Source organism: Sphingomonas sp. BL-S-05, assembly GCF_055521695.1.
Genome location: NZ_CM145499.1, coordinates 658,807 through 681,759, shown reverse-complemented (window position 1 = coordinate 681,759; position 22,953 = coordinate 658,807). Strand labels below are relative to the sequence as shown.

Below are 22,953 nucleotides of genomic sequence, written 5' to 3'. Positions count from 1 at the left end.
GTCAGCCGATCTTCGCGAGTTCGGCGGCGACCTTCGCGACTTGTTCGTCGGTGATCCGGCCATTGGCATAGGGCTGGACCTGCTTCAGGCTCATCCCCTTGAACATCGCATAGGATTCGTGCGCGAGCATACCGGGAAAGGTCGCGTCGAGGATCGCCTTGCCCTTGGGGTTGGCGGCGATGCTTTCGATGCTGCTGTCGATGGTCAGCTTCGCGGCGGCGGGCGCGGCCGCAGGCGCGGTCTGTGCCGAAGCGGCGATCGGCATCGTCAGCAGCGCGGCGGTCAGGAGCAGTTTCATCGGCAGTCCCTCCATGGGCTTGGTCGCCCACGCAAGGACTTAGCGCGCGGCCCGGCTATCGCCAAGCGGGCACGGTCGGCTGCCGCCACACACGTTGCCCTGTCCCGAAACGAGCCAGAACGCTCGTTGCCGAGACGAAATCGTGGCGAACCGACACCGTCGTACCCCGGCGAAGGCCGGGGCCCAATTGGGAGACGCCGGCATCTTGCCGATACGCCTGCCCAACTGGACTCGGCCTCCACCCGGATAAGGTGTGAAGGACGAACCCTGCCCTTCCCAAACAGGTCGCGCGGTCCGTTTCGGAACGAACGAACTGGCCAACCCCCCGTACCCCCGCGCAGGCGGGGGCCCAGGGCCAAGTAGATCAAAGGCTTGCCTATGCCGCCCTGGATCCCCGCCTTCGCGGGGATACGTAGGATCGGACGACATCAACCAGACCCGTTCGTCCTGCGTAGCCAGCTTGTCGCAATGGCGTATCGAAGGACCGTTTGGAGCAGGTGCTTCGATACGGGTCTTCGACTTCGTTCAGCCCCTACGCACCACGTCCGCTCCGATCGGGGGGCGATCGCTGTTTTAAACGTAACCGCACCCCCGATCCCCGGCGCCTATCCCCGCTTCATCCAGCCATGCATCTCCATCCACTTGGCGAAGGCATCGAACCATCCGGTGCTGGTCGTCGTCTTCTGATACATGCCGAAGCCGTGCCCGCCCTGTTCGTACAGGTGGAATTCGACCGGCCGCTTCGCCGCCTTCCACGATTCGATCAGTCCGAACCCGCCATTGGCGAAGAACGGGTCGTCGGCCGCCAGCGCGACGAACAGCGGCGGTGCGTCGGCGGGCACGCTGGACGCCGCGAGCGGCCCGTAAATGTCGCCGATGAACGCCGGCTTCGCCTGATCCGACGACAGCGTCGTCGCCATGGTCAGCATCGCACCCGCCGAAAAACCGATCATGCCGATGCGATTGGGATCGATCTTCCACTCGTTTGCGCGCGAGCGGACCAGTGCGAAGGCGGCATTGGCGTCGGCGATCTGCGGTGCCAGCGCGGTAGCGGCGGCGGCCGGGGCGGGTCGCGGCGGGCGTTGCGCGGTGGCGGAGAACATCGCGGTCATCGATTTCTCGAACCCGGCCATGTCGGCGGGCGTCTGGTTCAGCCGGTATTTCAGCACGAACGCCGCCACGCCCCGCGCCGCCAGCGCCTTGGCGACGTCCCAGCCTTCATTCTGCATCGACAGCGTGCGAAACCCGCCACCCGGCGCGACGATCACCGCCGTGCCCGTCGCCTTGGCGGGATCGGGCAGGAACGGCGTCAGCGTCGCATCGGTGACGTTGCGCGCGAACACGCTGCCATATTGCTGGTGCCACGCCTCTCGCGCCTTGGCGTCGGGTAGCGTGCCGGTCTTGAGCGGGATCGCGTCCGGCTGCGCGGGCATGGCGATCGGCTCCATCTTGTCGCTTTGCGCCAATGCCGGCGACATGGTGACGCTCATCGCCGCGCCGATAATGGTCGCCAACCGGCGCAGCCGCGCGGGGTTCTTTGCTTGCATGACGGGTCCTCTCCCTTTGTTATCAGGCGAGTATTCCGGGCAGCGCCGCGCTTGTCCAACGATTCTGTTAGCGTTAACTTGGACGTGCGCCATCAGCTCTCGACGCGCTCCCGTCCCTTCGGTGTCCACTTTCCCGCGACGACAACCCGCACGGCCGTGCCACTCGGGACGTCGATCGACCAGCACCTTCCGCCCGGCTGTTCGAAACCCTATTCAAGCCGTTGTAAGTGAACGATAAATATCGACACTGTCCTACAGACGACAGCTCGGCTACGATAGGCGCGTTCGTCGAAATTGCCGAAACCCCGTCCGTCACAAGGTTGCAGATGTGCAACCTTCGTCAACTTCCGCTCGCCGCCTTCACCCTTGCGCGAACAGCTTGGTGCCGACCACACCGACGACGATCAGCACCATGAACCCCGCCTGCACCGGCGCGATCCGTTCGCCGAACAGCATGGCGCCACCGATGATGACTCCGACTGCACCCAGCCCGGTCCATACCGCATAGGCCGTTCCCGCCGGAATGCCGCGCATCGCCAGCGCCAGCAACCCCATGTTCACGAACGACAATGTGATCGGCACGGCGGAGGCGGCCAGCGTTCCCTGCCCCGCCGCCCATTTCAGGCTCAGCGCCCACACGATCTCACACACGACCGCAATCGCCAAAATGGCCCATGCCATGGCGTTCTCCCTGCGGGCTCGATGAAGGGAGGGCGCGCCGGAAACCCGAAAGAGGCGCCGCCCCAAACGCGAAACGCCGCCCCACCGGGTCGGCGGGGCGGCGTTACCACGATGGTAAAATGTGTCAGTTCAGCCGGTTGCCACCCAGCCCGGCAATCGTCCGGTCGATCAGTGCACGATCGGCCTCGCCCGACAGATGCGTCGAAATCAGCGCGGTCGCGGCCTTGGCGGCGGCATCGGCGGCGGTCGCGCGGACTTCGGCAATGGCGGCACGCTCGGCAGCGGCGATCTTGTCGGTCGCCATCTTGGCACGACGCTGGGTCAGGTCGGCGGCATCGGCTTCGGCCTTGGCCAGCAGCCCCTGTGCCTCGGCTTCGGCATGGGCGACCATCTCGGCCGCCTGCGCCTCGATCCCGGCTATCTTCGCGGTATATTCGTCGCGCAGCGCCTCGGCCTCGGCGCGCAGCTTGCGTGCCTCGTCCAGCCGCGTGCGGATCACCGCGATCTGTCCGTCGAGCAGCCGGCCGATCACCGCCGGCACGCCCTTCACGACCAGCACGATCAGGAACAGCAGCATCGCCGCGCTGACCCACGCCGTGCCGTCGAGGCCGAGCGCCTTCGGATCGGGATGGTTGGCGGCGGTGGTGCTGCCATGCTCGCTCTCGACCGCATCCGCACCGGTCTTGGGCAGACCTTCTTCGTGGATCGCTTCGTTCAGCGTCGGGCTGACATGCGCAGCCGCTTCGGAATTAGCCATGCAGCACCGCCTTTACCGCGCCCTGCGCGTCCTGTTCGCTGACCTGCACGCCCGACACGCGGGCGACGATCGCCTGGGCCGCTTCGGCAGCGACCTGTTCGACTTCGGCCATCGCCGCACTGCGCTGGGCAGCGATATCGGCTTCGGCCTGGGCAACGCGTGCCTGCACATCGGCATTGGCCGCGGCCAGCCGTTCGGCGGCGGCGGCGGCGCCCTTGGCACGCGCTTCGGCCAGCAGCTTCTGCGCAGCCTCACGGCTGGCATTTTCGCGGGCACGCCATGCCGCTTCGGTCGCGTCGGCTGCGCTGCGCGCCTGATCGGCGGCAGCCAGATCGGCGGCAATGCCCTGGTCGCGCTTGTCGACGGTGCCCTGCACCTTCGGCACCATGCCGAGGCCGACGACGAGGAACACGATGCCGAAGGTCAGCACCAGCCAGAAGACCTGCGACCCCCAGGTCGCGGCGAGCTGCTCGATTTGCGGCATGAAACGTCCCGTATTGGTCTGGTCGACCGGGCGCCATCACCCGGCCGAAACCGGCTCGTAAAGAGCCGGAGATCCGGCGCGAGCAAACCCCGCGCCGGGCGTCACGCAGTTACGCGACGAAGATCAGCAGCACTGCGACGACGAACGCCAGCAGGCCCAGAAGTTCGGCGGCGGCGAAGCCGATGAACATGTTGCCCTGCTGGCTGGCAGCGGCCGACGGGTTGCGCAGTGCGCCCTGCAGGAAAGCGGCGAAGACGTTGCCCACGCCGAGTGCCGCGAGGCCGGCACCGATGGCGGCCAGACCGGCGCCGAGGAACTTGATGGCGTCTGCTTCCATGTCGAAAACTCCCTTGGAAAAATCTTTGTTTGGGTTGGGATCAGTGATGGGCGTGCAGGTGCACGGCATCGTTGATGTAGAGCGAGGTCAGCAGCGCGAAGACATAGGCCTGCACGCCGGCGACCAGCATTTCGAGGGCCGACACGCCGACCATCAGCGCGAAGCTCGGCACGCTGACCAGCACGCCGATGCCCGCACCGGCGGCGCTCGAATTGATGATGAAGCCCGCCAGCACCTTGAGCAGGATATGGCCCGCGGTCATCGCGACGAACAGTCGCAGCGCGAGGCTGAACGGGCGAACCATGAACGACACGAACTCGATCGGCGCGACCAGCAGCAGCACCGGGACCGGCGTGCCCTTCGGCGCGAACAGGCTGAAGAAGCGCAGGCCGTGCTTGAACAGGCCGACGATCAGCACGATCGAGAAGCTGGCGATGGCGAGGACGCCGGTCACGGTGAAGTGGCTGGTAACGGTGAACGGGTGCAGCCCGACCAGTCCGAAAGGCAGCAGCCCGACGACGTTCGCGAACAGGATGAACATGAACAGCGAGAAGACATAGGGCAGATACTTGCGCCCTTCATGCCCGATATTCGCGGCGAGCAGCTTGTCGATGAAGCCGGTGAAGCCCTCGACCGCCATCTGCCAGCGACCGGGCACCTGCTGCTGCTTCATGCCGCCGATCATGAACACGAACAACGCGACCGCCGCGACGATCATCCACAATGCCGAATTGGTGAACGGCAGGACGGTATCGCCGAGCGGAATGTTGAAGATCGTCTGCACCTCGAACTGGTGCATCGGATCGATCTTGCCTGCCTGCGCCACGTCGCTTCGCCCCGATATGCCAAGGCGCCCGAAACTTTCAGTCCGGACGCCGGTTCGAAATCCTGATGATATTCCTGAACGCGCTGACGATCCCGAGGGTCAGCAACACGAGCAGAAGCCAAGGCGAGGTGCCGAGCAGATAGTCGAGGGTTCCCCCGATCACCGCCCCCCCGACCATTCCACCGATCAGTTCGGCCAGCACGCGATTGCCGAGGCGGTAGTTCTTTTCCCCCGCTTCGTCACGCGCCTGACCGGTCCGGATCGCCTCGTCCTTCTTCGCCTGGTTCAGCCGCGCATCGAGCGAGGTGATCCGGGCGTCTTCGGGCAAGGGGTCTAGTCCGGGCTCGTTCTCCGCCATGCTTCCTCCCTGGACCTGCATAGGCCGGGCCGGAATCCGCCGGATGGCGAGCCCGCCAAGGCAGGCGCGCTTTAGGAAGGTGACGGTTTCGAGTCAACCATAGCGTTCGCGCGGAAAGCTTTCCGGACGATGAACGGAGATCAAGGCTGCCCGATATCCGTCCCGCATTCGGGCAGACATGTCCTCCGTGTTCGGATATTCCAATCGTGGCCGATCCGTCGGTCAGAAAGGGGGTGATTACTCTGACCCCTGAAGTCGCAACGATCATCATCGGCGCTGGCACGCTGATGGTGGCATTCACTACCTTGGTGCTGAAAATCATCGAGGTAGCCCGTTCGAAATGACGGGAGGGGGCCGGGTTCGCCCGGTCCCCGAATGCAAAGAACCCCGGCCACTGGCATGACCGGGGTTCAAGGAAGCGATACTCTGTTGAAGTCGCATGTCTGATATAACATCCGTACACCGCGGTTTCAACAGAGTGCCCTCACACACAGCGCGGATCGCGCTCCGGCGCGCCGCTGCCGCGCGTTTCCCAGCTACCGCCCGGCGTCTTGTACTTCTCGCCCGGCTTGGTCTGCGCGATCAGGTTGCAGCCCGAGACGAACGCGAACTGCTCGACCGTCGCGCCCGACTGCGCACCACGCGTATATGCCGCCTTGCGCTGGATATTGATGTTGGCGACAAGCGCACGAAGCTCGGGCGTGCCCGCGCCCACGACGCCCAGATAGCCGTCGGGCTGCTCGCCGACCTGTCCGGCGGCGCGGGCGGCCTGATAGGCGGGATCGCGCTGCGCCCATGCGGTGCCGGCAATCCCGGCGACCGCGACGATGGCGGCTGCGGCGAGGCCGTATTTCACGAAAGCATGCATGGTCAGAATATCCCCGGATTGTCCTGGATCAGCGTCTTCGCTTCTCCGTCGAGACGGTACACCACTTCCTGCGTGATGTTGATGTTCAAGTTGATGACGATCGGCTTGTCGGGCGCGGAGACGTTCACGCACCCGGCCGCCGCGCAGGAAGCGGCGCCAATCGTCAGGGATCGCAGCATCGTCACGGTTCGCGTCATGGCACGGTCTCGCTTTCGGAAGGCTGAATGGTGGTATCGAGCGGCGCGGGCGGCAAGCCCTGTTCGCGACGGCGCTGTTCGGCCTGCAATGCCGGCAGATTGCGTTCGATCAGCCGCTTGGGATCGTAATAATTTTGCACCGAATCGATCAGCTGGCGGAAGGGTGCCTTGATCCGCACGTTGAAGACGAAGGGCAGCCGCGCCAGCCGGCGGATCAGGAAATTGCTGTACGTCCCCTCCCCCTGGCTGACCCCGGAGAAGCGGATCGCGGTCACCATCTCGCCAGCGATCGGTCCGTCCATCTCGATCGTCAGCCCGCGATAATTCATCGACTTCAGCGCCTGGAACGCCAGATTGCCCCAGAAGCCGACATCCTCCTTCGACACTTCGCCGACATAGGACAGGTTGCCGCTTCCCCGCGATTGCAGCTTGCCCCCTTCGATCCGGCCGCCATTGGCGTCGAAGATCATCGGCAACACGCCATCGAACGTGCCGGAAGCGTTGAGATTGTCGAACGCGAATTGCTGCAGGAACAGCCCGCCATCGACCCCCTTCACGCGGAAGGTCATGCGGCGTTCCTGATCCTCGGCGAAATCGAGGATGGTCGGTTCGAGGATCATCTCGCCGCCGCCCAGCGGCCAGCGCCCGCCCTCGATCTGCACCCGCTGCCCCTCGATCAACCGATAGCGGACGACGCCATCGGTGACGGCGATCCCCGGATTGACCTCCGCGATCGTCGCCACCTGCCCAGGCGCGCTGACCAATCCCAACAGGTCGGTGAAGCGGATCTCCCCCGACAGGCCGGTGACCGGACCGAAGGCGGCGGCGAGATCGGTGCCGGCGGTGCGGAAGGTGCCCGTGCTGGTGACGCCATCCGGCGTCCACGCAATATCGCCGCGACCCGACACGTTGCCCTTCACATCGGCGATCACGCCGAAGGTCAGGCGGGTCAGTTCGTTCGGCTGGAACGAATCGCCGAATGCGATGCCGGGCACGTCGAGGACGGCGTTGCCACGCCCCGTGGCAAGGTCGTGGACGATCGTCACGTCGCTGACCTTCACACCCTTCGTAGGATGTTTCAGCGTGCCGCCCGCGCGAATGTCGTTGCCGTTCAGCGTCAGACGGAAATCATCGCTGCGCAACGGTTCGAAGCGCGGCTCGGGCGCAGCGTCGCGGACACCGACATCGCCGTCGAGCGACAGCACTCCGCCTGCCAGCTTCCAACCACCCGATGCGTCGCGAATCAACAGGGGAACGTTGCCGATCTGCCCCTCGCCACGGTCGAAGCGGCCGGTGACGGTGCCGTTCGCGATTCGGCCGGTGAGCGTGCCGATATCGAGGACGCTGACCCGTTCGGGACTGCCAAGCCGGGTCTTCACCGCATCGAGCGCGAAGGCCAGGTTGCCCAGACCGAAGCGCCCGCCCGCCGCTGCCAGCGTCACCGGGGTGCCGCCGAGCCGGCCCTGCAGGCGGGTCGCGCCGATACCGACACCACCACCGATCCGACCGTTTGCCACCCGCAGCATCGCGCCTTCCTGCGGGCACAGCCGCAGGCGGGTGGCGTCGAGGTTCAGCGCCGACACGCGCAGCCGATCGAAGGCGACCGGCACGCAGTCGGCATTGACGATCATCCGCCCGCCCCCGTCCCATCGCGCATCGATCGGCAGCGCGAGCCGGTCGACGCGACCGTCGCCAAGCGGGCCGCTCAGTTCGGCACGTGTCTCGATTTGGGTCGCGCCGTTGCCGGCCGTGCGGAAACGGATCGGAGCCAAAGCGAGGCGCGCATCGCCCGCGGCATAGGGCTGGACGATGGCCGTGCCGGTAACCGGCGCGCTGGGTCCGGCATGCGACAGGCGGATGCTCGCCACCGGCAGTCCGCCGCCGCCCATCGCCAGCGTTCCATCGAGCGTCGCACCCTTGCCCGAAACCCAGCGCACCGGTCCGTCGCGCAACGTCGCGCGGGCACCGCTGGCGGCAATGAAGGCCAGCCGATCGATTCGTGCCGCAAGCGGACGGGCAGCAACCTCGGCCGACAGGTCGAAGCGGCGTGCCGCCTGCCCGGCGGCGCGCGTCGCGGCCTGCAACAAGGGCTCGACCGGCAGGCCGTCGGCCATGCGCCCTGTCGCTTCGATGCGGCGGATCAGGTCATCGTTCAGCCGCGCACCGCGCGCGCCGAGGCGCCCTTCAAAGGCCGGGACGCCGCCGACCTCGTAGCGGCCGGCGATCGACAGCCCTGCCCCGTCCAGTTGCGGCAGGTCGAACTGGCCCGAAGCGAGGTCGAGTGTCCCGCGCGTGCCCTTGGCAGTGCCGTTGAAGCCGATCGTGCCCGACAGGTCGGCGACGCGGGTCTGCGGGGCGTCGACTGCTTCTGCGCTGACGCCCGCCTGCCCCTGCCAATGGTCGAAGCCAGATCCCAGCCGCGCGTCGAGGCGGACCACCGGCGACAGCAATCGGACGTCGCCACAGGCAGCCTGCCGGGCGCGGACCGGGCCGGTCAGCAACGGCCCGGTGGTAGCGGTGCGGAGCGAGACGTTGAGCGCCAAGCGATCGATGCCGCAGCCGTTCAGCGACAGCCGTTCGGATACCGCCGCCAACTGCCCCACGAAACCGTTGGCAAGGTTGCCGCGCCCGGCGAGCTTCGCGCCGATCAGGCCATAGGGCGTAGCGAGGCGGATGCGCCCGTCATCGACCGCGACGGTAAAATTTGGGAGCGCGAAGGGCTTGCCCGAAGGCGGCGGGAGCAGACGGTCGATCTGCCCGAACGAGACGGACCCATCGGGGCGCAGCGTTGCGCGCAGGCGGGCCTGCCCTACCCGCGCACCGGTGACCTGCGCGCCGTTCAGTTCGACCCTGGTATCGATTTCCACCCAGTCGGCGATCAGGTCGGGGGCGTTGGGATCGCCGAGCACGACATCGACCAGACGCTGGCGGCCAAAGCCGATTTCGGCGACGCGATAGCGGGCGGTGACGCCACGCCGTTCGAGTTCGCGGCGGACGATATCGTCGGCGATCGAGCGGCGCTGGGTCCAGAGCAAAGCCGCCAGCGCGAGGACGATCAGGCAGACGACCAGCAGCACCCGGGCGAAGCGACGCCGCCTGCGACCGGCGCGGCGCGGCGACGCTTCGGCCTGTTCCGCCCGATCGTCGTCGTCGTCCAGACCACCCACTCCGCTGCTTCGTCCCGTTCGTCGCGGTTCGGCCCGCCCGGGTCAAGCGCGAGAGGCGCAAAACGGTTCCGGTTCCGCAACGGAAGTTGGCGAAGGTTACACGCAGCGGATGGTCCGGTTTGACCGTTGAGCATATGAACCATATATGGTTCGTATCGAGCATCAGAAGGAGTGACGACCATGGGGATCGTGAAGATCGACGACGCATTGCACGCCGAAGTTCGCAGGGCGAGCGCGGTGATGTGCCGGTCGATCAACGCACAGTCCGAATTCTGGATGAAGATCGGCATGTTGGCCGAAGCGAACCCGACGCTGCCTTTCACCGAAATCGTCCGCGCCGAGCTGGCCGCCGTCCAGACCCCGCCCGCCGACGCGATCGCCGCCTGACATGGTCAAGACGCACGACGAACTGGCGCTGATGCGGATTTCGGGCAGGCTGCTTGCGCGCGTGTTCGAGATGCTCGACGAGACCGACCTTGCCGGCATGTCGACGCTGGCGATCAATGATCTGGTCGAACGCTTCATCACCCACGACCTGGCCGCGCGCCCTGCCAGCAAGGGGCAATATGGCTTCAAGTTCGTGCTGAACTGTTCGATCAATCAGGTCGTGTGCCATGGCGTGCCCGATGCCGAGACGATCGTGCGCGACGGGGATATTATCAACCTCGACATCACGCTGGAAAAGAACGGGTTCATCGCCGATTCGAGCAAAACCTATCTGGTCGGCGAGGTCGCACCGGCCGCGCGACGGCTGGTCAAGGTCGCGCAGGAGGCGATGTGGCAGGGCATCCGGCAGGTGAAGCCCGGCGCGCATCTGGGCGATATCGGCTTCGCGATCGAACGTCATGCCAAGCGGCACGGTTATTCGGTCGTCCGCGAATATTGCGGCCACGGCATCGGCCGCGAGATGCACGAGGCGCCGGAAGTGATGAACTTCGGCAAGCCGGGCAAGGGCGTGCGGCTGCGCGAGGGCATGACCTTCACCATCGAACCGATGGTCAATCAGGGCACCCGGCGCGTCGAGACCGAGGAGGATGGCTGGACCGTCGTGACCGGCGACGGGAAGCTGTCGGCGCAGTTCGAACATACGGTCGCGGTGACGGCGACCGGGGTCGAGGTGCTGACCTTGCGGCGGGATGAGGTGGGAGTTTGAAGCTTTCCGTTCGTGCTGAGTAGGGGCTGAGCTTGTCGAAGACCCGTATCGAAGCATCTGCCCCGGGCGGTCCTTCGATACGCCATTTCGACTTCGCTCGATGGCTACTCCGGACGAACGGTAAGGTTCATACCATCCGACTCCAGAGCCGAACTCGATCGGCGCTGGCCCCCTCACCCTTCCGTGTCTGCGCCGCTCCCTCCCTCTCCCGCCGGGAGCGGGAAAGGACGCCGACGGTCAGCGCCGCTGCATCGCCGCCTTGCGCCGTTCCTGCCAAGCTTTCACCTCGCGTTCGAGCGGTGGGTGCATGCACGCCTCCAACTCCCCTGGGGTCCGCGCCGTGGGTAGGCAGGAGAGATATGTCTGGCAGATGACCGTATCGAGTTGCGGATCACCGGTAGACGGCTTCAACACACAACGCGTGGCGCCTGTCCGGCGATTACGTTTGGCCGTTACCCGTATATTGCGGAGTCGTTCGCCGATCACCACGATCTCGTCATCGGGCGAAGGCGTTGACGACGCGGTCTGCGCCAGCGTCAAGGTGGCGAGGAAGGCGATCATCAGCGTCCGAGCCGGCGGACGATGCGGATGCCGACATTGTCGATCCCCGGATTGGTGTCGGAGAATATCCGGCGGTGGCTGAAATGCTCCCATGCCAGTTCGGCCGCCCAGCGCCGGTCGACCCGCACCCCGATCGACGCATTGGGATTGAACAGGATTTTCGAGCCGAACGACGTGCGCCGGCGATAAATGTCGTAGCGGCGCCACGCCTCTTCATCCGATATGCCCGGCTGGAACGGGTCGGGCGTGAAGCGGTAGCCGTCGATCACCGTCGCGCCGATCCCGACCTGTCCATAGACCCGGCCGCGCAGGATATGCTGACGCCATTCCGCACCGGCGCTGAAGAAGCTGGTACGCCCGGCGGTATTGATCTGCGCCTTGGCCGTCAGGCGAGGTTTCAGCAGGATGCGCAGCGGCGCCGTGCGATAGGCGACCTGCACGTCGACCGTGCCGTCCTCCTCCGACCCTTCGTAGAACTCGCCCGGCGGCAGGTCAGGCAGGTCGAAGATCAGTCGGCTGCCGAGCGGGTGGAAGTTGGTGCCGTGATGCAGCACACCGATGGCGACCTCTGCCGTTCCGCGCCGCGGTGCCTCGTCCAGCCTCGCCTGCGCCATCGCCATCGTTGGGACGAGCGCCAACACTGCGCCCAAGACGCCCTTTTGCAACCGAATCATCCGAACCCCTTTCGGCAAACGGCAGTCGCTTCGCCGTTTCCAATGTCGTATCATCGACAATAATTGCTGTAAAACAGAAAGATTATACCGTTGGATAAGTATCGGCTTTCGCCGCGAAAGGCGCGGCTCTGTCGGATCGCGGGAGCAGTGTTTCTGTTTCTCGCGATCTGCAACGTGGCGGAGGCATTCGTTATCAGCCTGTGGCCCGGGCCCGTATTCGACTGCAAAACCGCATGCCGTTGGCGGAGTGAACCCGCCGGAATGTTGGAGTATGATGAAAGGCTGAAGGTTGCCGCATCGCCGGAAGCGGGAAGACGGCTTTCGGCGCACGTCTCACGCCCGATCGTACGGGCCGGACTGCTTGGTGTCGTCCTGATCGGTTCCTTGCCATTCGCCCTGTTACTGCTTGGCGTCGGCGCAGCGCTGCGTCACCTGGGTCGTCGCGGGGGCAACCCGTTGGCGCGCGCGCTACCATGGCTTCGGCGAGCGTCCCTGGCGGCGATCGTCTGGGCGATCGCGCAGCCCGTATCGGCCAGCCTGATGGCCAGCCTGTTGTCGCTGGGTACGCCGTCCGGCGGACATTGGTACATCATGGTCGATTTTATCGATGTCGGTATTGGATGGATGCTGGCGATGGCCGCCTACGCCACGATCTGGGCATTGGAGGCGGGCATCCGCGCCGAACGCGAACTGGCCGATTTCGTCTGATGCCGGTCGTCGTCAATCTCGACGTGATGCTGGCGCGGCGCAAGATACGGTCGAAGGAACTGGCCGAGGCGATCGGCATCACCGAATCGAACCTGTCGCTACTCAAATCGGGCAAGGTGAAGGGGGTGCGCTTCGCAACGCTGGCGGCAATCTGCCACTATCTGGACTGCACGCCGGGCGACATTCTCGACTATTCGCCGTCCGATGACGATCGGCGGGCCGGGAACGAGGATTGAGCCGCCCCCTCGCCCCGCCTCGGTCGATCGGCTAGGCATTGCTTATGAACACCCCGCCCGAAACCGACGGTACCGGCCACCGCGCGCGGCTGCGGGGGCGGTTGCTGGAGCATGGGGGCGAGGCGCTGCTCGATCATGAACTGGTCGAATATCTGCTGACGCTGGCCATTCCCCGACGCGATACCAAGCCGTTGGCCAAGACGCTGCTGCACGAATTCGGCGGGATCGGCGGGTTGTTGTCGGCGGATCCGGCGGCGCTGGGCAAGGTGGCCGGCATGGGCGATACCGCGGTCGCTGCGATCCGCATCGCACAGTGTGCGGCGACGCGGATGTTGCAGGCGCAGGTGCTGGCGCGACCGGTGCTGTCGAACTGGCAGGCGCTGCTCGACTATCTTCACGCCGACATGGCGCATCAGGCGGTCGAACGGATCAGGGTGCTGCATCTGAACACCCGCAACCTGCTGATCCGCGACGAACTGGTCGCGGAGGGGACGCTCGACGAAGCGCCGCTCTACACGCGCGAGGTGATCCACCGCGCGCTCGACCTGGGGTCGGCGGCGCTGATCCTGGTCCACAACCATCCGAGCGGCGATCATAGCCCCAGCCGCGCCGATATCGACCTGACGCGGCAGATCGCCGCCGCCGGCAAGCCGCTGGGCATCACCGTCCATGACCACCTCATCATCGGCGCGAAGGGGCATACCAGCCTGCGCGCACAGGGAATGCTATGACATTGTCGAACAAGCAGAAGATGATCGCCGGCGACCTGTATGACGCGAGCGATCCCGAACTGGTCGCCGATTGCGCGGCGGCGGGGCGGTGGATGGAACGCTATAACGCGACGCTGGCGATGGACCCGGCCGAGCGGCTGGCGATCCTGCGCGCCGGGCTGGGGTCGGTCGGCGACGGCGTCAACGTCCGGCCGCCATTTCACATCGACTATGGCTATAACATCACGCTGGGCGACGGGGTCTTCCTGAACTTCGGCTGCGTCATCCTCGACGTGTGCGCGGTGACGATCGGCGCGAAGACGCAGATCGGGCCGGGGGTACAGATGCTGACCGCCGATCATCCGCGCGATCCGGCGGTGCGGGCGCAGATGCTGGAATATGGACGGCCGATCGTGATCGGCACCAATGTGTGGATCGGCGGCGGGGCGCTGTTGCTGCCGGGGGTTACCGTCGGCGACGATGCGATCATCGGAGCGGGATCGGTGGTGACGCGCGATGTGCCGGCGGGGGCGACGGTGGTGGGAAATCCGGCGCGGGTTCGGTAGTTTGGCTTAGAAGAAAATGGCTCGCGCAGAGGCGCGGAGGCGCGGAGAGTTGCGCACCGGGCAAGCCGAACGCGAACGGGAGACCTTTCCCCTTCGGCAAGCGGAATGATGGCCGCTGGCGCGGGAAAGGGTGCCGCCGGCGCTTTCCATCTCTGCGCCTCTTCGCCTCTGCGCGAACCAATCTTTTTTACTTACCAGCCGCCCGAGATCCGGTCTGGTACGCCGGGCATCACACGAAAACGACCGCCGGGATCGCTCCCGGCGGTCGCATCGATATCAGCATTTGGCGACGTTTATGCGCTCTGGCTGAGGAAGCTGGTCAGCTCTGCCTTCGACACCGCCTTGGACTTGTCCTTGTCGGCCTGCGCGAACGCCTGCTTCACCCACTTCTTGACCTCGGGCTTGTCGGCGGTGACGCCGGGCTCGCTCGCCGAGCGAAGCGCGACCATCCATTCGCCGAACTGTTGCTCGGTCAACTGTCCCTTCCCGCTCTTGTCGTATTTCGGGAATTCGGCCTCGACGATCTGCGCGATCTGAGTGCCGCTGGCGGGCTGTCCGGCTTCGGCAGTGGTCTGCGCGGTCTGGGTCGACGGATCGGCCGGGGTCGTCGGTGCTGCCTGCGTCGCAGCAGCCGCCGGATCAGCCACAGTCGTCGTCGGTTGTGCGGGGACCGTCTGCGCGGTCGGGGCAGTCGTTTGCGCCGGTGCGGCATCCTGTGCAAATGCCGGGGTCGACATCAGAACGGCACTGGCGAGAAGAATACGCTTCATCATCGAATTTCTCCTTTCGGATTGGTTCGGTACTTCATCCCGTCATTCGGATGTTCATCCGAACGACTTTGCGATGACGCAACCTACTTAGGTCGTTTCGGCTTCGATTGAAGCCCCTTTCGATGCTCGTCTATCGCAGGACAGGCTCGATTCATCCCCGACTTGTTGCTAGGGCGCGGCCAACCGTTCGCCCGTTTTGAAAGGCCCGCACATGATTCCGCGCTATTCCCGCCCCGAAATGACCGCTTTGTGGGAACCCCAGTCGCGATTCCGCATCTGGTTCGAGATCGAGGCGCACGCGACCGATGCGCTGGCCGAGCTGGGCGTGGTGCCGAAGGAAGCTGCCGAGAAGATCTGGGCGATGAACGACGCCGATTTCGACGTCGCGCGGATCGACGCGATCGAGGCGGAGACGAAGCACGACGTCATCGCCTTCCTGACGCATGTTTCGGAGCGGACCGGGCCGGAGGCGCGCTTCCTGCATCAGGGCATGACGAGTTCCGACGTGCTCGACACCTGTCTGGCGGTGCAGCTGGCGCGGGCGTCGGATATCCTGCTCGCCGATCTCGACAAGCTGCTGGAAATGATCGAGCGGCGCGCGCGCGAGCACAAGCTGACCCCGACGATCGGCCGCAGCCATGGCATCCATGCCGAGCCGGTCACGTTCGGGCTGAAGCTGGCACAGGCCTATGCCGAGTTCGATCGCTGCCGCACGCGGCTGAAGAATGCCCGTGCCGAAGTGGCGACCTGCGCGATTTCGGGTGCGGTCGGTACCTTCGCGAACATCGACCCGCGGGTCGAGGAGCACGTCGCCGAGAAGATGGGGCTGACCGTCGAGCCGGTGTCGACGCAGGTCATCCCGCGCGACCGCCACGCCATGTATTTCGCGACGCTGGGCGTGATCGCCGGGTCGATCGAGCGGCTGGCGACCGAAATCCGCCATCTGCAGCGCACCGAAGTGCTGGAGGCCGAGGAATATTTCTCGCCGGGGCAGAAGGGTTCGTCGGCGATGCCGCACAAGCGCAACCCGGTGCTGACCGAGAATCTGACCGGGCTGGCGCGGATGGTGCGCGGCTATGTGACCCCGGCGCTGGAGAATGTCGCACTGTGGCATGAGCGCGACATTTCGCACTCGTCGGTCGAGCGCTATATCGGCCCCGACGCGACGATCACGCTCGACTTCGCGCTTGCCCGGCTGACCGGGGTGATCGACAAGCTGGTCGTCTATCCGGCGCGGATGGAGAAGAATCTCAACAAGATGGGTGGCCTCGTCCATTCGCAGCGCGTGCTGCTGGCGCTGACCCAGGCGGGGGTGAGCCGCGAGGATTCATACCGGTACGTCCAGCGCAACGCGATGAAGGTGTGGGAATCGGACGGCGCATTGTCGCTGCTCGAACTGCTCAAGGCCGATGCGGACGTCGCCGCCGCGCTGTCGGCGGAAGAGATCGATAGCCGGTTCGACCTCGGCTATCACTACAAGCATGTCGACACGATCTTCGCCCGGGTGTTCGGGCAGGCGTGACCGACGCGCGCCCCGCCGGGCTTCGGGTCCGGCGGGGTGACGATTGCGGGTCCAAAGTTCACTAAGTTCACACTTGCCGCATGTTTCACGCGCAACCGTCCGCCGACATCGGATGGTGGGGTTTACGGGGTCAAGGAAGCGGCAACGGGTGTCGCAGGATGGTGGCGTGTAGGAAAGCGGCCGGGCCGATCCGGCGCCGACAGCTTCTTGGGCTTGGTCGCCACACCCTTGCGCAGATGACGCCGCTTCCTCCGGCAGATACCGAAGCGTGCGGCCAACGTCTTCGATCGAAAACGACGCCTAGGTCGAGCGCTCCATATAGATCGCGTCCGCGCCAAAGCCTTCGGCACCGCCGTTCGTGGCGACGAAACCCTGTCGCGACCAATAACGATCGGCACCGCCAACTGCGATGAGCGCGAGGATGGGGATCGCTCGCGAGGCGGCGACGGCGTTCAGGACCGGAAGCAGGCGTTCGACCGCCTTCGTACCGCGCGCTGGCGGGGCGACCACCACGTCGTGAAGGTACCAGCAGTCGGGTCGCGACGGGAGCGTGCCGAGCCGCATGTGCATCGCCGGAGGCGCGCGGCGGACCCACGGATGGCTGATGCAGTGACCGAGGACCGCGTCGTCCTGCGTCAGCACCCAGCAGCCTTCGGGGGCAAGCGCGATGCGTTCGGCGTAGATCTGCGCCGCCTCGCCATAGGCGCCCAGTTCGGCGCGGGCGAGCGCTGCGATGGCGGTGGCGTCGCTCGCCACCGCCGGGCGCCAATCAACCACCGAGCGCGGTCTTCAGGCGGCTGAAGAAGCCGCTCGATTCGGGGCATTCGTCGCCGGTCTCGGTCTCGCGGAACGCTTCGAGCAGTTCCTTCTGCCGCGCCGACAGCCGGGTCGGGGTCTCGACCTCGATATGGATGACCATGTCACCATGGCCGCGCCCCTGTAGCACCGGCATGCCGGCGCCACGCTGCCGCAATTCCTTGCCCGACTGGATGCCGGCCGGGATGCGGATGCTGTGCTTTTGCCCGTCGAGGCCGGGGATCTCGATCATCCCGCCCAGCGCCGCCGTCGTGAAGCTGATCGGCGCGCGCGCGTGGAGCGCGGTCCCTTCGCGTTCGAACAGCGGATGGCGCTTGACGTGGAGGAAGATGTAGAGGTCGCCCGCCGGCGCACCGCGCGCGCCCGCCTCGCCCTCGCCCGACAGGCGGATGCGCGTGCCTTCGTCGACACCGGGGGGGACGTTGACCTCCAGCGTCTTGGTCTGTTCGACCCGGCCCTCGCCATGACAGACGGGGCAAGGATCGGCGATCACCTGTCCGGCACCGTGGCAGGTCGGGCAGGCGCGTTCGACGACGAAGAAGCCCTGTTGGGCGCGCACCTTGCCATGGCCGGCACAGGTCTGACACGTCCGCGCCTTGGTGCCCGGCGACGCGCCGCTGCCGCCGCACGGGCCGCAGCTGGTCGAGACATCGACGGTGATCTGCGTGTTCTTGCCGTGGAACGCCTCTTCGAGCGTGACTTCCATGTCGTAGCGCAGGTCGGCGCCACGCCGGGGGCCGGAACGACCACCCTGTCGCCCCCCGCCCATGAATTCGCCGAAGACGCTTTCGAAAATATCGGAGAAGCCGTTGAAATCCTGCGCGCCGCCGCCGGCGCCGCCCGCACCCTGACGGAAGGCGGCATGGCCGTAGCGGTCGTACGCCGCGCGCTTCTGCGGATCCTTCAGGCAGTCATAGGCTTCGTTGATCGCCTTGAACTTCGCCTCGGAATCCTTGCAGCCGGCATTCTTGTCCGGGTGATATTTGATCGCGAGCTTACGATAGGCGGACTTGATGGTCTGCGCGTCCGCAGTGCGCTCGCATTGGAGCAGTTCGTAGAAATCGACTTCGGTGGTCATTCGAAAACCCCAAAAGCCCTCTCCCCTTCAGAGGAGAGGGTTGGGAGAGGGGAAGTCACGATGAAGCCCCCTCTCCCCGGCCCTCTCCCCTGAAGGGGAGAGGGAGTAGTGGTTACGCCTTGCGGCTGTCGTCGACTTCCGAGAATTCGGCATCGACGACGTCGTCGTCGGCCTTCTTCTCCTGCGCGGTGTCGGCAGCGGGCGAGGCTTCGGCCTGCTGCTGCTGTTCGTAGATCGCCTGACCCAGCTTCATCGCGACCTGCGCCAGCGCCTGGCTCTTTTCGGTCATGCGATCGCTGTCGCCGCTTTCGACCGCAGCCTTGGTCTCGGCGACGGCGGCTTCGATCTCGGCCTTGAGCGAGGCGTCGACCTTGTCGCCATTGTCGGCAAGCTGGCGTTCGGTCGTGTGGATCAGCGATTCCGCATTGTTCTTGGCTTCGGCCGAAGCGCGACGCTTCTTGTCCTCTTCCGCGAACTGTTCGGCGTCACGGACCATCTGGTCGATGTCGCTGTCCGACAGACCGCCCGATGCCTGGATGCGGATCTGCTGTTCCTTGCCGGTGCCCTTGTCCTTGGCCGACACGTTGACGATGCCGTTGGCGTCGATGTCGAACGTGACCTCGATCTGCGGCACGCCGCGCGGCGCGGGCGGGATGCCGACCAGGTCGAACTGACCCAGCATCTTGTTGTCGGCGGCCATTTCGCGCTCGCCCTGGAACACGCGGATCGTCACCGCACCCTGATTGTCGTCGGCGGTCGAATAGACCTGCGACTTCTTGGTCGGGATGGTGGTGTTGCGATCGATCATGCGGGTCATGATGCCGCCCAGCGTCTCGATGCCCAGCGACAGCGGGGTCACGTCGAGCAGCAGCACGTCCTTCACGTCGCCCTGCAACACGCCGGCCTGGATCGCGGCACCGATCGCCACGACCTCGTCGGGGTTCACGCCGGTGTGCGGCTCCTTGCCGAAGAACTGCTTCACGACTTCGCGGACGCGCGGCATGCGGGTCATGCCGCCGACCAGCACCACTTCGTCGATCGCGCTCGCCTGCACGCCGGCGTCGGCCAGCGCCTTCTTGCACGGCTCGAGCGTGCGCTTGACCAGATCCTCGACCAGACGTTCGAGATCGGCACGGCTGATCGACTTGACGAGGTGCTTCGGACCGGTCGCGTCCGCCGTGATGAACGGCAGGTTGACTTCGGTCGTCTGCGCCGAGGACAGCTCGATCTTGGCCTTTTCGGCGGCTTCCTTCAGCCGCTGGAGCGCCAGCTTGTCCTTGGTCAGGTCGATGCCCTCGACCTTCTTGAACTCGTCCGCCAGGAACTGCACGATCTTCGCGTCGAAGTCTTCGCCGCCGAGGAAGGTGTCGCCGTTGGTCGCCTTCACCTCGAACACGCCGTCGCCGATCTCGAGGACCGAGATGTCGAAGGTGCCGCCGCCAAGGTCATAGACCGCGATGGTCTTGTTATTGTCCTTGTCGAGACCGTAGGCGAGCGCCGCCGCCGTCGGTTCGTTGATGATGCGCAGGACTTCGAGACCGGCGATCTTGCCGGCGTCCTTGGTCGCCTGACGCTGGGCATCGTTGAAGTAGGCCGGCACGGTGATGACCGCCTGGGTCACGGTCTCGCCCAGATAGGATTCCGCGGTTTCCTTCATCTTCTGCAGGATGAACGCGCTGATCTGCGACGGCGAATATTCCTCGCCGCCCGCCTTCACCCACGCGTCGCCGTTGGGCCCGCGCGCGATGGTGTAGGGAACCAGTTCGGTATCCTTCTTGGTGACCGGATCGTCGAAACGACGGCCGATCAGGCGCTTCACCGCGAAGATCGTGTTGTCGCCGTTGGTCACCGCCTGACGCTTCGCCGGCTGGCCGATCAGACGCTCGCCATCCTTGGCGAAGGCGACGATCGACGGCGTGGTCCGCGCGCCTTCGGCGTTCTCGATGACCTTGGGGCTGCCGCCCTCCATCACCGCGACGCAGCTGTTCGTCGTGCCCAGATCGATACCGATAACTTTAGCCATGGTCCCTCATTGGCCCCCGGGTTGAAATAAAGCGTTGATACGACCGGCACGGGGAGGTGCCGACCGATCGTTCCGAGGGCGGATATAGGCAGGGTTCGGCTTGCCGCAAGATTATGCGCGGCATAGGGAACCGTATCGGCACAGGAGCGTGGGCGTGAAGACACGGTGGGCGGCGTTGATGGCGGCGGTGGCGCTGGCCGGATGCCAGCGAGGGCCAAGCGTCGAGGATGCATGGGTGCGACTGCCGGCGGTGCCGGGACGGCCGGCGGCGGGCTATGCCACGGTGCGGGGCGACGCGTCTTCGGATCGGGTGCTGGTCGGGGTAAGCAGTCCGGCGGCAAAGCGGGCCGAACTGCATGAAAGCATGGCCGGCCATGGTGGCATGATGGCGATGCAGCCGCTGCGCCACGTCGCGATCGCCAAGGGAGAGGCGGCGAGCTTTGCGCCCGGCGGCAAACATATCATGTTGTTCGGCCTGTCGCCCGACCTGCGCGCGGGCGGCAGCGTCCCGATGACCTTCGCATTCGAGGACGGGGCGAAGGTTACGGTCGACGCGAAGCTGGTGGCGGCGGGCGATCCGGCACCGTGATCGCTCCCCGAACGTCAGTCGACGGCATGTAGCCGGGTGACGAGCGCGCTCTGGCTGTTGGTATCGGTTTTTTCGAAGATCGTCCGCAACTGGGTCCGAACGGTCAGCACGCTGCAACCGCGTAGCGCGGCAATGGCGGCGAGTTTATGCCCCTGCGCCAGCAGAACCGCGATATGCGCCTCCGCGCGGGTAAGGTCGAACAGTTCGGAATAGACATCCGCCGAGGGCTCCGCGACCCGCTTGCCCGAGATCATTACCTGCGCCCGCCCGAGCGGCCCGGACGGACGTTGCGGCACCGCGCTGACCGTGACGATCAGCCTTTCGACCCCGCCGGCAAGATGCGGCGCCGCCATCCCCAACACGACCTTTCGACCCGGGCGAAGCGATCGGGCAGGATCGCGGGCGCTGGCGATCGCCGTTGCCAGTGCGGCTTCGCTGGCGGGGTCGCGCGCAAGCACCTCCCCGCCCCGCACGGTCAGCGGACCGCCCTGTTCGAACCAATGCTCGATCGATTGCGACATCAGCACGATGCGTCGCGTCCTGTCGAGCAGCAGCACCGACCGCTCCAGCGCCTCGGCCGTCGACCGGATCATCTGGTCCTGTTGCCCGCCCAGTTGCATCGCCTGCATCACAATTTCGGAAATGGCAGGCGTGATCGCTTCGAGCAGTCGCCTCTCCATGCATCCCCCATCCGCATAGGAACGGGGACGCATGACCGCCAGCGATCCATGGATTTGCGGAATGTCGAGCCGGTTCATCGCGGCACGGCCGGCCCCCGCAGGTACGAACAGGTCGCCATAGATCGGCAGCACGTCCCGGTCGCGTTCGGTCACGATATCCTCGTCGACAACCGCCCGCAGCATCGGCCAGTTTGCCCCGACGCCGGCCCGCGGATTCCTTCGCGGATCGAAACCGCCATGCCGGACGAACAGGTCGAGCATGTCGAGCGTCACCCCGTGAATCAGGTTCACCATCGGCGCGCCGGTCGGGTCGAGACCGGAGAGATGCACGACCTGCGCGCCGGTCGCGGTGGCGACGGCGCGCAACCCATCCTGCCAGTCGTCCATCCCGAACGCCGCCCGCCGAAACTGGTCGACGATACCGGTCACATCCATCGCACGCCCCCTGCCACTATGCCGACCTGTCGCCCCTCCTAGCCCGGCAGTGGTACAATTCAGCGACCGCGGCAGGTATACCTTATTTGGGGGATGCTGCCGCTGCGTGTTTCATAGGATGAGGCGGCGCGGCGACGGTCGGGGAGGCCGACGCCGCACCGGACCATAGCTTTGGGGGAATCATGCGTAAGCTTCTGACCGGCGCGATTGCCGGAACCTGCCTGTTCGTCCTGCCCGCCGCGGCACAGACCGCGCCCGCCGGCCCCGTCGAACCGACCATGTCGTCGACGGACGAAGATCCGGGTTCGACCTTTTCGGTGGCGGTCGCCGCAGGGTCGCTCGGCATCGGGCCGGAGATCGGCTGGCGCCTGTCGGACCATGTCGGCATTCGCGGCGGGGCGAGTTTCCTGAACGTCAGCGCATCGTTCGAGCCGGAGGACGTCAGCTTCGACGGCAACATCAAGCTGAATTCGTTCGGTGCGATGGTCGACGTCTATCCCTTTGGCGGGAATTTCCGCCTGTCGGGCGGCGCGCGGATCAACAATAACGAGATCGGCATGTCGGCCACGCCCAATGTCGATGTCGAGATTAACGGCAACGAATATTCGCCGCAGGAAATCGGCACGCTGAGCACCAGCGCCGCGCCGAAGAAATTCTCGCCGGCGCTGACCTTCGGCTGGTCGGGCAAGAACCGTCGCGGCTTCATGTTCGGCATGGAAAGCGGCTTGCTGTTCCAGGGATCGTTCAAGATCGATCCGCTGACGTCGACCGGCACCGCGCGCAACGATGCGACCTTCCGCGCCGATCTGGAGGCCGAGCGCCTGTCGCTGCAAAAGGATGTCGACAAGGTGAAGGTCTATCCGATCTTCCAGTTCGCGATCGGTTATCGCTTCTGACGATTGCCGGCCCCCG

28 protein-coding genes are annotated in these 22,953 nt (G+C 65.7%); 10 read left to right on the top strand and 18 right to left on the bottom strand.

Annotation, left to right across the window (positions count from 1 at the left end; translation table 11 throughout):
- Position 1: 1 nt before the first annotated feature.
- The 8 genes from ACZ1JS_RS02905 to ACZ1JS_RS02870 all read right to left on the bottom strand — a co-directional run bounded on the left by ACZ1JS_RS02905 (position 2) and on the right by ACZ1JS_RS02870 (position 5,288).
- On the bottom strand, positions 2–298 hold the full coding sequence (locus tag ACZ1JS_RS02905) for a hypothetical protein (protein WP_465167636.1): 297 nt from the start codon (positions 296–298) through the stop codon (positions 2–4).
- Between the two features lie 605 nt (positions 299–903).
- Positions 904–1,788: an alpha/beta hydrolase gene (locus ACZ1JS_RS02900; protein ID WP_465168618.1), complete on the bottom strand. Its 885-nt coding sequence runs from the start codon at positions 1,786–1,788 to the stop codon at positions 904–906.
- Between the two features lie 417 nt (positions 1,789–2,205).
- Positions 2,206–2,526, bottom strand: coding sequence for a DMT family transporter (locus ACZ1JS_RS02895; RefSeq protein WP_465167635.1), 321 nt, complete (start codon positions 2,524–2,526; stop codon positions 2,206–2,208).
- Positions 2,527–2,650: 124 nt separating this feature from the next.
- A complete protein-coding gene (locus ACZ1JS_RS02890) occupies positions 2,651–3,283 on the bottom strand; it encodes a F0F1 ATP synthase subunit B family protein (RefSeq protein WP_465167634.1) in 633 nt (210 codons plus the stop codon).
- A complete protein-coding gene (locus ACZ1JS_RS02885; protein WP_465167633.1) occupies positions 3,276–3,767 on the bottom strand; it encodes a F0F1 ATP synthase subunit B family protein in 492 nt (163 codons plus the stop codon). The genes ACZ1JS_RS02890 and ACZ1JS_RS02885 overlap by 8 nt, the downstream gene beginning before the upstream one ends.
- A 109-nt stretch (positions 3,768–3,876) precedes the next feature.
- Positions 3,877–4,104 carry a F0F1 ATP synthase subunit C gene (locus ACZ1JS_RS02880; protein WP_055998526.1) on the bottom strand — a complete coding sequence of 76 codons (228 nt, stop codon included), beginning with the start codon at positions 4,102–4,104 and terminating at the stop codon, positions 3,877–3,879.
- Between the two features lie 40 nt (positions 4,105–4,144).
- On the bottom strand, positions 4,145–4,930 hold the full coding sequence (locus tag ACZ1JS_RS02875) for a F0F1 ATP synthase subunit A (RefSeq protein ID WP_465167632.1): 786 nt from the start codon (positions 4,928–4,930) through the stop codon (positions 4,145–4,147).
- A gap of 37 nt (positions 4,931–4,967) precedes the next feature.
- The gene (locus ACZ1JS_RS02870; RefSeq protein WP_242116122.1) at positions 4,968–5,288 is read right to left on the bottom strand and encodes an AtpZ/AtpI family protein; all 321 of its coding nucleotides are present in this window, start codon (positions 5,286–5,288) and stop codon (positions 4,968–4,970) included.
- Positions 5,289–5,494: 206 nt separating this feature from the next.
- Between ACZ1JS_RS02870 and ACZ1JS_RS02865 the strand changes: the two genes are divergently transcribed.
- Positions 5,495–5,632, top strand: coding sequence for a hypothetical protein (locus ACZ1JS_RS02865; protein ID WP_465167631.1), 138 nt, complete (start codon positions 5,495–5,497; stop codon positions 5,630–5,632).
- Between the two features lie 140 nt (positions 5,633–5,772).
- Here ACZ1JS_RS02865 and ACZ1JS_RS02860 read toward each other — a convergent pair whose 3' ends face one another.
- Genes ACZ1JS_RS02860 through ACZ1JS_RS02850 form a run of 3 tightly spaced genes read right to left on the bottom strand, consistent with a single transcriptional unit; the run spans position 5,773 to position 9,520 of the window.
- Entirely contained in the window at positions 5,773–6,156 is a 384-nt protein-coding gene (locus tag ACZ1JS_RS02860; RefSeq protein ID WP_465167630.1) for a YdbL family probable chaperone protein, read from the bottom strand.
- A 2-nt stretch (positions 6,157–6,158) separates the two neighbouring features.
- A complete protein-coding gene (locus ACZ1JS_RS02855) occupies positions 6,159–6,353 on the bottom strand; it encodes a YnbE family lipoprotein (protein ID WP_345876623.1) in 195 nt (64 codons plus the stop codon).
- Positions 6,350–9,520 (bottom strand): intermembrane phospholipid transport YdbH family protein, encoded by a 3,171-nt coding sequence (locus ACZ1JS_RS02850; protein WP_465167629.1) that lies wholly within the window; start codon positions 9,518–9,520, stop codon positions 6,350–6,352. The genes ACZ1JS_RS02855 and ACZ1JS_RS02850 overlap by 4 nt, the downstream gene beginning before the upstream one ends.
- Before the next feature lie 180 nt (positions 9,521–9,700).
- On the opposite strand from ACZ1JS_RS02850, the gene ACZ1JS_RS02845 reads away from it, so the two are divergent.
- Positions 9,701–9,907, top strand: coding sequence for a ParD-like family protein (locus ACZ1JS_RS02845; RefSeq protein ID WP_465167628.1), 207 nt, complete (start codon positions 9,701–9,703; stop codon positions 9,905–9,907).
- Position 9,908: 1 nt separating this feature from the next.
- Positions 9,909–10,673: a type I methionyl aminopeptidase gene (gene map / locus ACZ1JS_RS02840; protein ID WP_465167627.1), complete on the top strand. Its 765-nt coding sequence runs from the start codon at positions 9,909–9,911 to the stop codon at positions 10,671–10,673.
- A gap of 237 nt (positions 10,674–10,910) precedes the next feature.
- Here map and ACZ1JS_RS02835 read toward each other — a convergent pair whose 3' ends face one another.
- Positions 10,911–11,234, bottom strand: a complete 324-nt coding sequence (locus tag ACZ1JS_RS02835; RefSeq protein WP_465167626.1) for a hypothetical protein — start codon at positions 11,232–11,234, stop codon at positions 10,911–10,913.
- Positions 11,234–11,908 carry an acyloxyacyl hydrolase gene (locus ACZ1JS_RS02830; RefSeq protein ID WP_465167625.1) on the bottom strand — a complete coding sequence of 225 codons (675 nt, stop codon included), beginning with the start codon at positions 11,906–11,908 and terminating at the stop codon, positions 11,234–11,236. Before ACZ1JS_RS02830 ends, ACZ1JS_RS02835 begins: the two co-directional genes overlap by 1 nt.
- A gap of 147 nt (positions 11,909–12,055) precedes the next feature.
- Between ACZ1JS_RS02830 and ACZ1JS_RS02825 the strand changes: the two genes are divergently transcribed.
- From ACZ1JS_RS02825 to ACZ1JS_RS02810, 4 genes are read left to right on the top strand one after another with little or no spacing between them, the layout of a single operon-like run.
- Positions 12,056–12,616, top strand: coding sequence for a hypothetical protein (locus ACZ1JS_RS02825; protein WP_465167624.1), 561 nt, complete (start codon positions 12,056–12,058; stop codon positions 12,614–12,616).
- Positions 12,616–12,852, top strand: coding sequence for a helix-turn-helix domain-containing protein (locus tag ACZ1JS_RS02820; protein WP_345876616.1), 237 nt, complete (start codon positions 12,616–12,618; stop codon positions 12,850–12,852). Before ACZ1JS_RS02825 ends, ACZ1JS_RS02820 begins: the two co-directional genes overlap by 1 nt.
- Positions 12,853–12,896: 44 nt before the next feature.
- Positions 12,897–13,583, top strand: a complete 687-nt coding sequence (gene radC, locus ACZ1JS_RS02815) for a RadC family protein (protein WP_465167623.1) — start codon at positions 12,897–12,899, stop codon at positions 13,581–13,583.
- Positions 13,580–14,128 (top strand): sugar O-acetyltransferase, encoded by a 549-nt coding sequence (locus tag ACZ1JS_RS02810; protein ID WP_465167622.1) that lies wholly within the window; start codon positions 13,580–13,582, stop codon positions 14,126–14,128. Before radC ends, ACZ1JS_RS02810 begins: the two co-directional genes overlap by 4 nt.
- 293 nt (positions 14,129–14,421) lie before the next feature.
- Here ACZ1JS_RS02810 and ACZ1JS_RS02805 read toward each other — a convergent pair whose 3' ends face one another.
- On the bottom strand, positions 14,422–14,901 hold the full coding sequence (locus ACZ1JS_RS02805; protein WP_465167621.1) for an EF-hand domain-containing protein: 480 nt from the start codon (positions 14,899–14,901) through the stop codon (positions 14,422–14,424).
- A 208-nt stretch (positions 14,902–15,109) separates the two neighbouring features.
- Between ACZ1JS_RS02805 and purB the strand changes: the two genes are divergently transcribed.
- Entirely contained in the window at positions 15,110–16,420 is a 1,311-nt protein-coding gene (purB, locus tag ACZ1JS_RS02800; protein ID WP_465167620.1) for an adenylosuccinate lyase, read from the top strand.
- Positions 16,421–16,720: 300 nt separating this feature from the next.
- Here the strand turns inward: purB and ACZ1JS_RS02795 are convergent, their stop codons facing one another.
- From ACZ1JS_RS02795 to dnaK, 3 genes are all read right to left on the bottom strand, one after another.
- A complete protein-coding gene (locus tag ACZ1JS_RS02795; protein WP_465167619.1) occupies positions 16,721–17,197 on the bottom strand; it encodes a GNAT family N-acetyltransferase in 477 nt (158 codons plus the stop codon).
- Positions 17,190–18,314: a molecular chaperone DnaJ gene (gene dnaJ / locus ACZ1JS_RS02790; RefSeq protein WP_465167618.1), complete on the bottom strand. Its 1,125-nt coding sequence runs from the start codon at positions 18,312–18,314 to the stop codon at positions 17,190–17,192. The genes ACZ1JS_RS02795 and dnaJ overlap by 8 nt, the downstream gene beginning before the upstream one ends.
- 112 nt (positions 18,315–18,426) lie before the next feature.
- Positions 18,427–20,337, bottom strand: coding sequence for a molecular chaperone DnaK (dnaK, locus tag ACZ1JS_RS02785; protein ID WP_465167617.1), 1,911 nt, complete (start codon positions 20,335–20,337; stop codon positions 18,427–18,429).
- A 154-nt stretch (positions 20,338–20,491) separates the two neighbouring features.
- On the opposite strand from dnaK, the gene ACZ1JS_RS02780 reads away from it, so the two are divergent.
- Entirely contained in the window at positions 20,492–20,926 is a 435-nt protein-coding gene (locus ACZ1JS_RS02780) for a copper chaperone PCu(A)C (RefSeq protein ID WP_465167616.1), read from the top strand.
- Positions 20,927–20,940: 14 nt separating this feature from the next.
- Here the strand turns inward: ACZ1JS_RS02780 and ACZ1JS_RS02775 are convergent, their stop codons facing one another.
- A complete protein-coding gene (locus ACZ1JS_RS02775; RefSeq protein WP_465167615.1) occupies positions 20,941–22,041 on the bottom strand; it encodes a helix-turn-helix transcriptional regulator in 1,101 nt (366 codons plus the stop codon).
- A gap of 182 nt (positions 22,042–22,223) precedes the next feature.
- On the opposite strand from ACZ1JS_RS02775, the gene ACZ1JS_RS02770 reads away from it, so the two are divergent.
- Positions 22,224–22,937, top strand: coding sequence for a hypothetical protein (locus tag ACZ1JS_RS02770; protein ID WP_465167614.1), 714 nt, complete (start codon positions 22,224–22,226; stop codon positions 22,935–22,937).
- Positions 22,938–22,953: the final 16 nt, after the last annotated feature.

Excerpts from the sequence above, each read along its gene's own strand:
- ACZ1JS_RS02835 (WP_465167626.1), bottom strand. The coding sequence starts at position 11,234 with ATGATCGCCTTCCTCGCCACCTTGACGCTGGCGCAGACCGCGTCGTCA.
- ACZ1JS_RS02845 (WP_465167628.1), top strand. The coding sequence starts at position 9,701 with ATGGGGATCGTGAAGATCGACGACGCATTGCACGCCGAAGTTCGCAGG.
- ACZ1JS_RS02775 (WP_465167615.1), bottom strand. The coding sequence starts at position 22,041 with ATGGATGTGACCGGTATCGTCGACCAGTTTCGGCGGGCGGCGTTCGGG.
- ACZ1JS_RS02810 (WP_465167622.1), top strand. The coding sequence starts at position 13,580 with ATGACATTGTCGAACAAGCAGAAGATGATCGCCGGCGACCTGTATGAC.
- purB (WP_465167620.1), top strand. The coding sequence starts at position 15,110 with ATGATTCCGCGCTATTCCCGCCCCGAAATGACCGCTTTGTGGGAACCC.
- ACZ1JS_RS02880 (WP_055998526.1), bottom strand. The coding sequence starts at position 4,104 with ATGGAAGCAGACGCCATCAAGTTCCTCGGCGCCGGTCTGGCCGCCATC.
- ACZ1JS_RS02885 (WP_465167633.1), bottom strand. The coding sequence starts at position 3,767 with ATGCCGCAAATCGAGCAGCTCGCCGCGACCTGGGGGTCGCAGGTCTTC.
- ACZ1JS_RS02895 (WP_465167635.1), bottom strand. The coding sequence starts at position 2,526 with ATGGCATGGGCCATTTTGGCGATTGCGGTCGTGTGTGAGATCGTGTGG.
- ACZ1JS_RS02820 (WP_345876616.1), top strand. The coding sequence starts at position 12,616 with ATGCCGGTCGTCGTCAATCTCGACGTGATGCTGGCGCGGCGCAAGATA.
- ACZ1JS_RS02900 (WP_465168618.1), bottom strand. The coding sequence starts at position 1,788 with ATGAGCGTCACCATGTCGCCGGCATTGGCGCAAAGCGACAAGATGGAG.
- ACZ1JS_RS02870 (WP_242116122.1), bottom strand. The coding sequence starts at position 5,288 with ATGGCGGAGAACGAGCCCGGACTAGACCCCTTGCCCGAAGACGCCCGG.
- dnaK (WP_465167617.1), bottom strand. The coding sequence starts at position 20,337 with ATGGCTAAAGTTATCGGTATCGATCTGGGCACGACGAACAGCTGCGTC.
- ACZ1JS_RS02905 (WP_465167636.1), bottom strand. The coding sequence starts at position 298 with ATGAAACTGCTCCTGACCGCCGCGCTGCTGACGATGCCGATCGCCGCT.
- radC (WP_465167623.1), top strand. The coding sequence starts at position 12,897 with ATGAACACCCCGCCCGAAACCGACGGTACCGGCCACCGCGCGCGGCTG.
- ACZ1JS_RS02890 (WP_465167634.1), bottom strand. The coding sequence starts at position 3,283 with ATGGCTAATTCCGAAGCGGCTGCGCATGTCAGCCCGACGCTGAACGAA.
- ACZ1JS_RS02855 (WP_345876623.1), bottom strand. The coding sequence starts at position 6,353 with ATGACGCGAACCGTGACGATGCTGCGATCCCTGACGATTGGCGCCGCT.
- ACZ1JS_RS02860 (WP_465167630.1), bottom strand. The coding sequence starts at position 6,156 with ATGCATGCTTTCGTGAAATACGGCCTCGCCGCAGCCGCCATCGTCGCG.
- ACZ1JS_RS02830 (WP_465167625.1), bottom strand. The coding sequence starts at position 11,908 with ATGATTCGGTTGCAAAAGGGCGTCTTGGGCGCAGTGTTGGCGCTCGTC.
- dnaJ (WP_465167618.1), bottom strand. The coding sequence starts at position 18,314 with ATGACCACCGAAGTCGATTTCTACGAACTGCTCCAATGCGAGCGCACT.
- map (WP_465167627.1), top strand. The coding sequence starts at position 9,909 with ATGGTCAAGACGCACGACGAACTGGCGCTGATGCGGATTTCGGGCAGG.
- ACZ1JS_RS02805 (WP_465167621.1), bottom strand. The coding sequence starts at position 14,901 with ATGATGAAGCGTATTCTTCTCGCCAGTGCCGTTCTGATGTCGACCCCG.
- ACZ1JS_RS02770 (WP_465167614.1), top strand. The coding sequence starts at position 22,224 with ATGCGTAAGCTTCTGACCGGCGCGATTGCCGGAACCTGCCTGTTCGTC.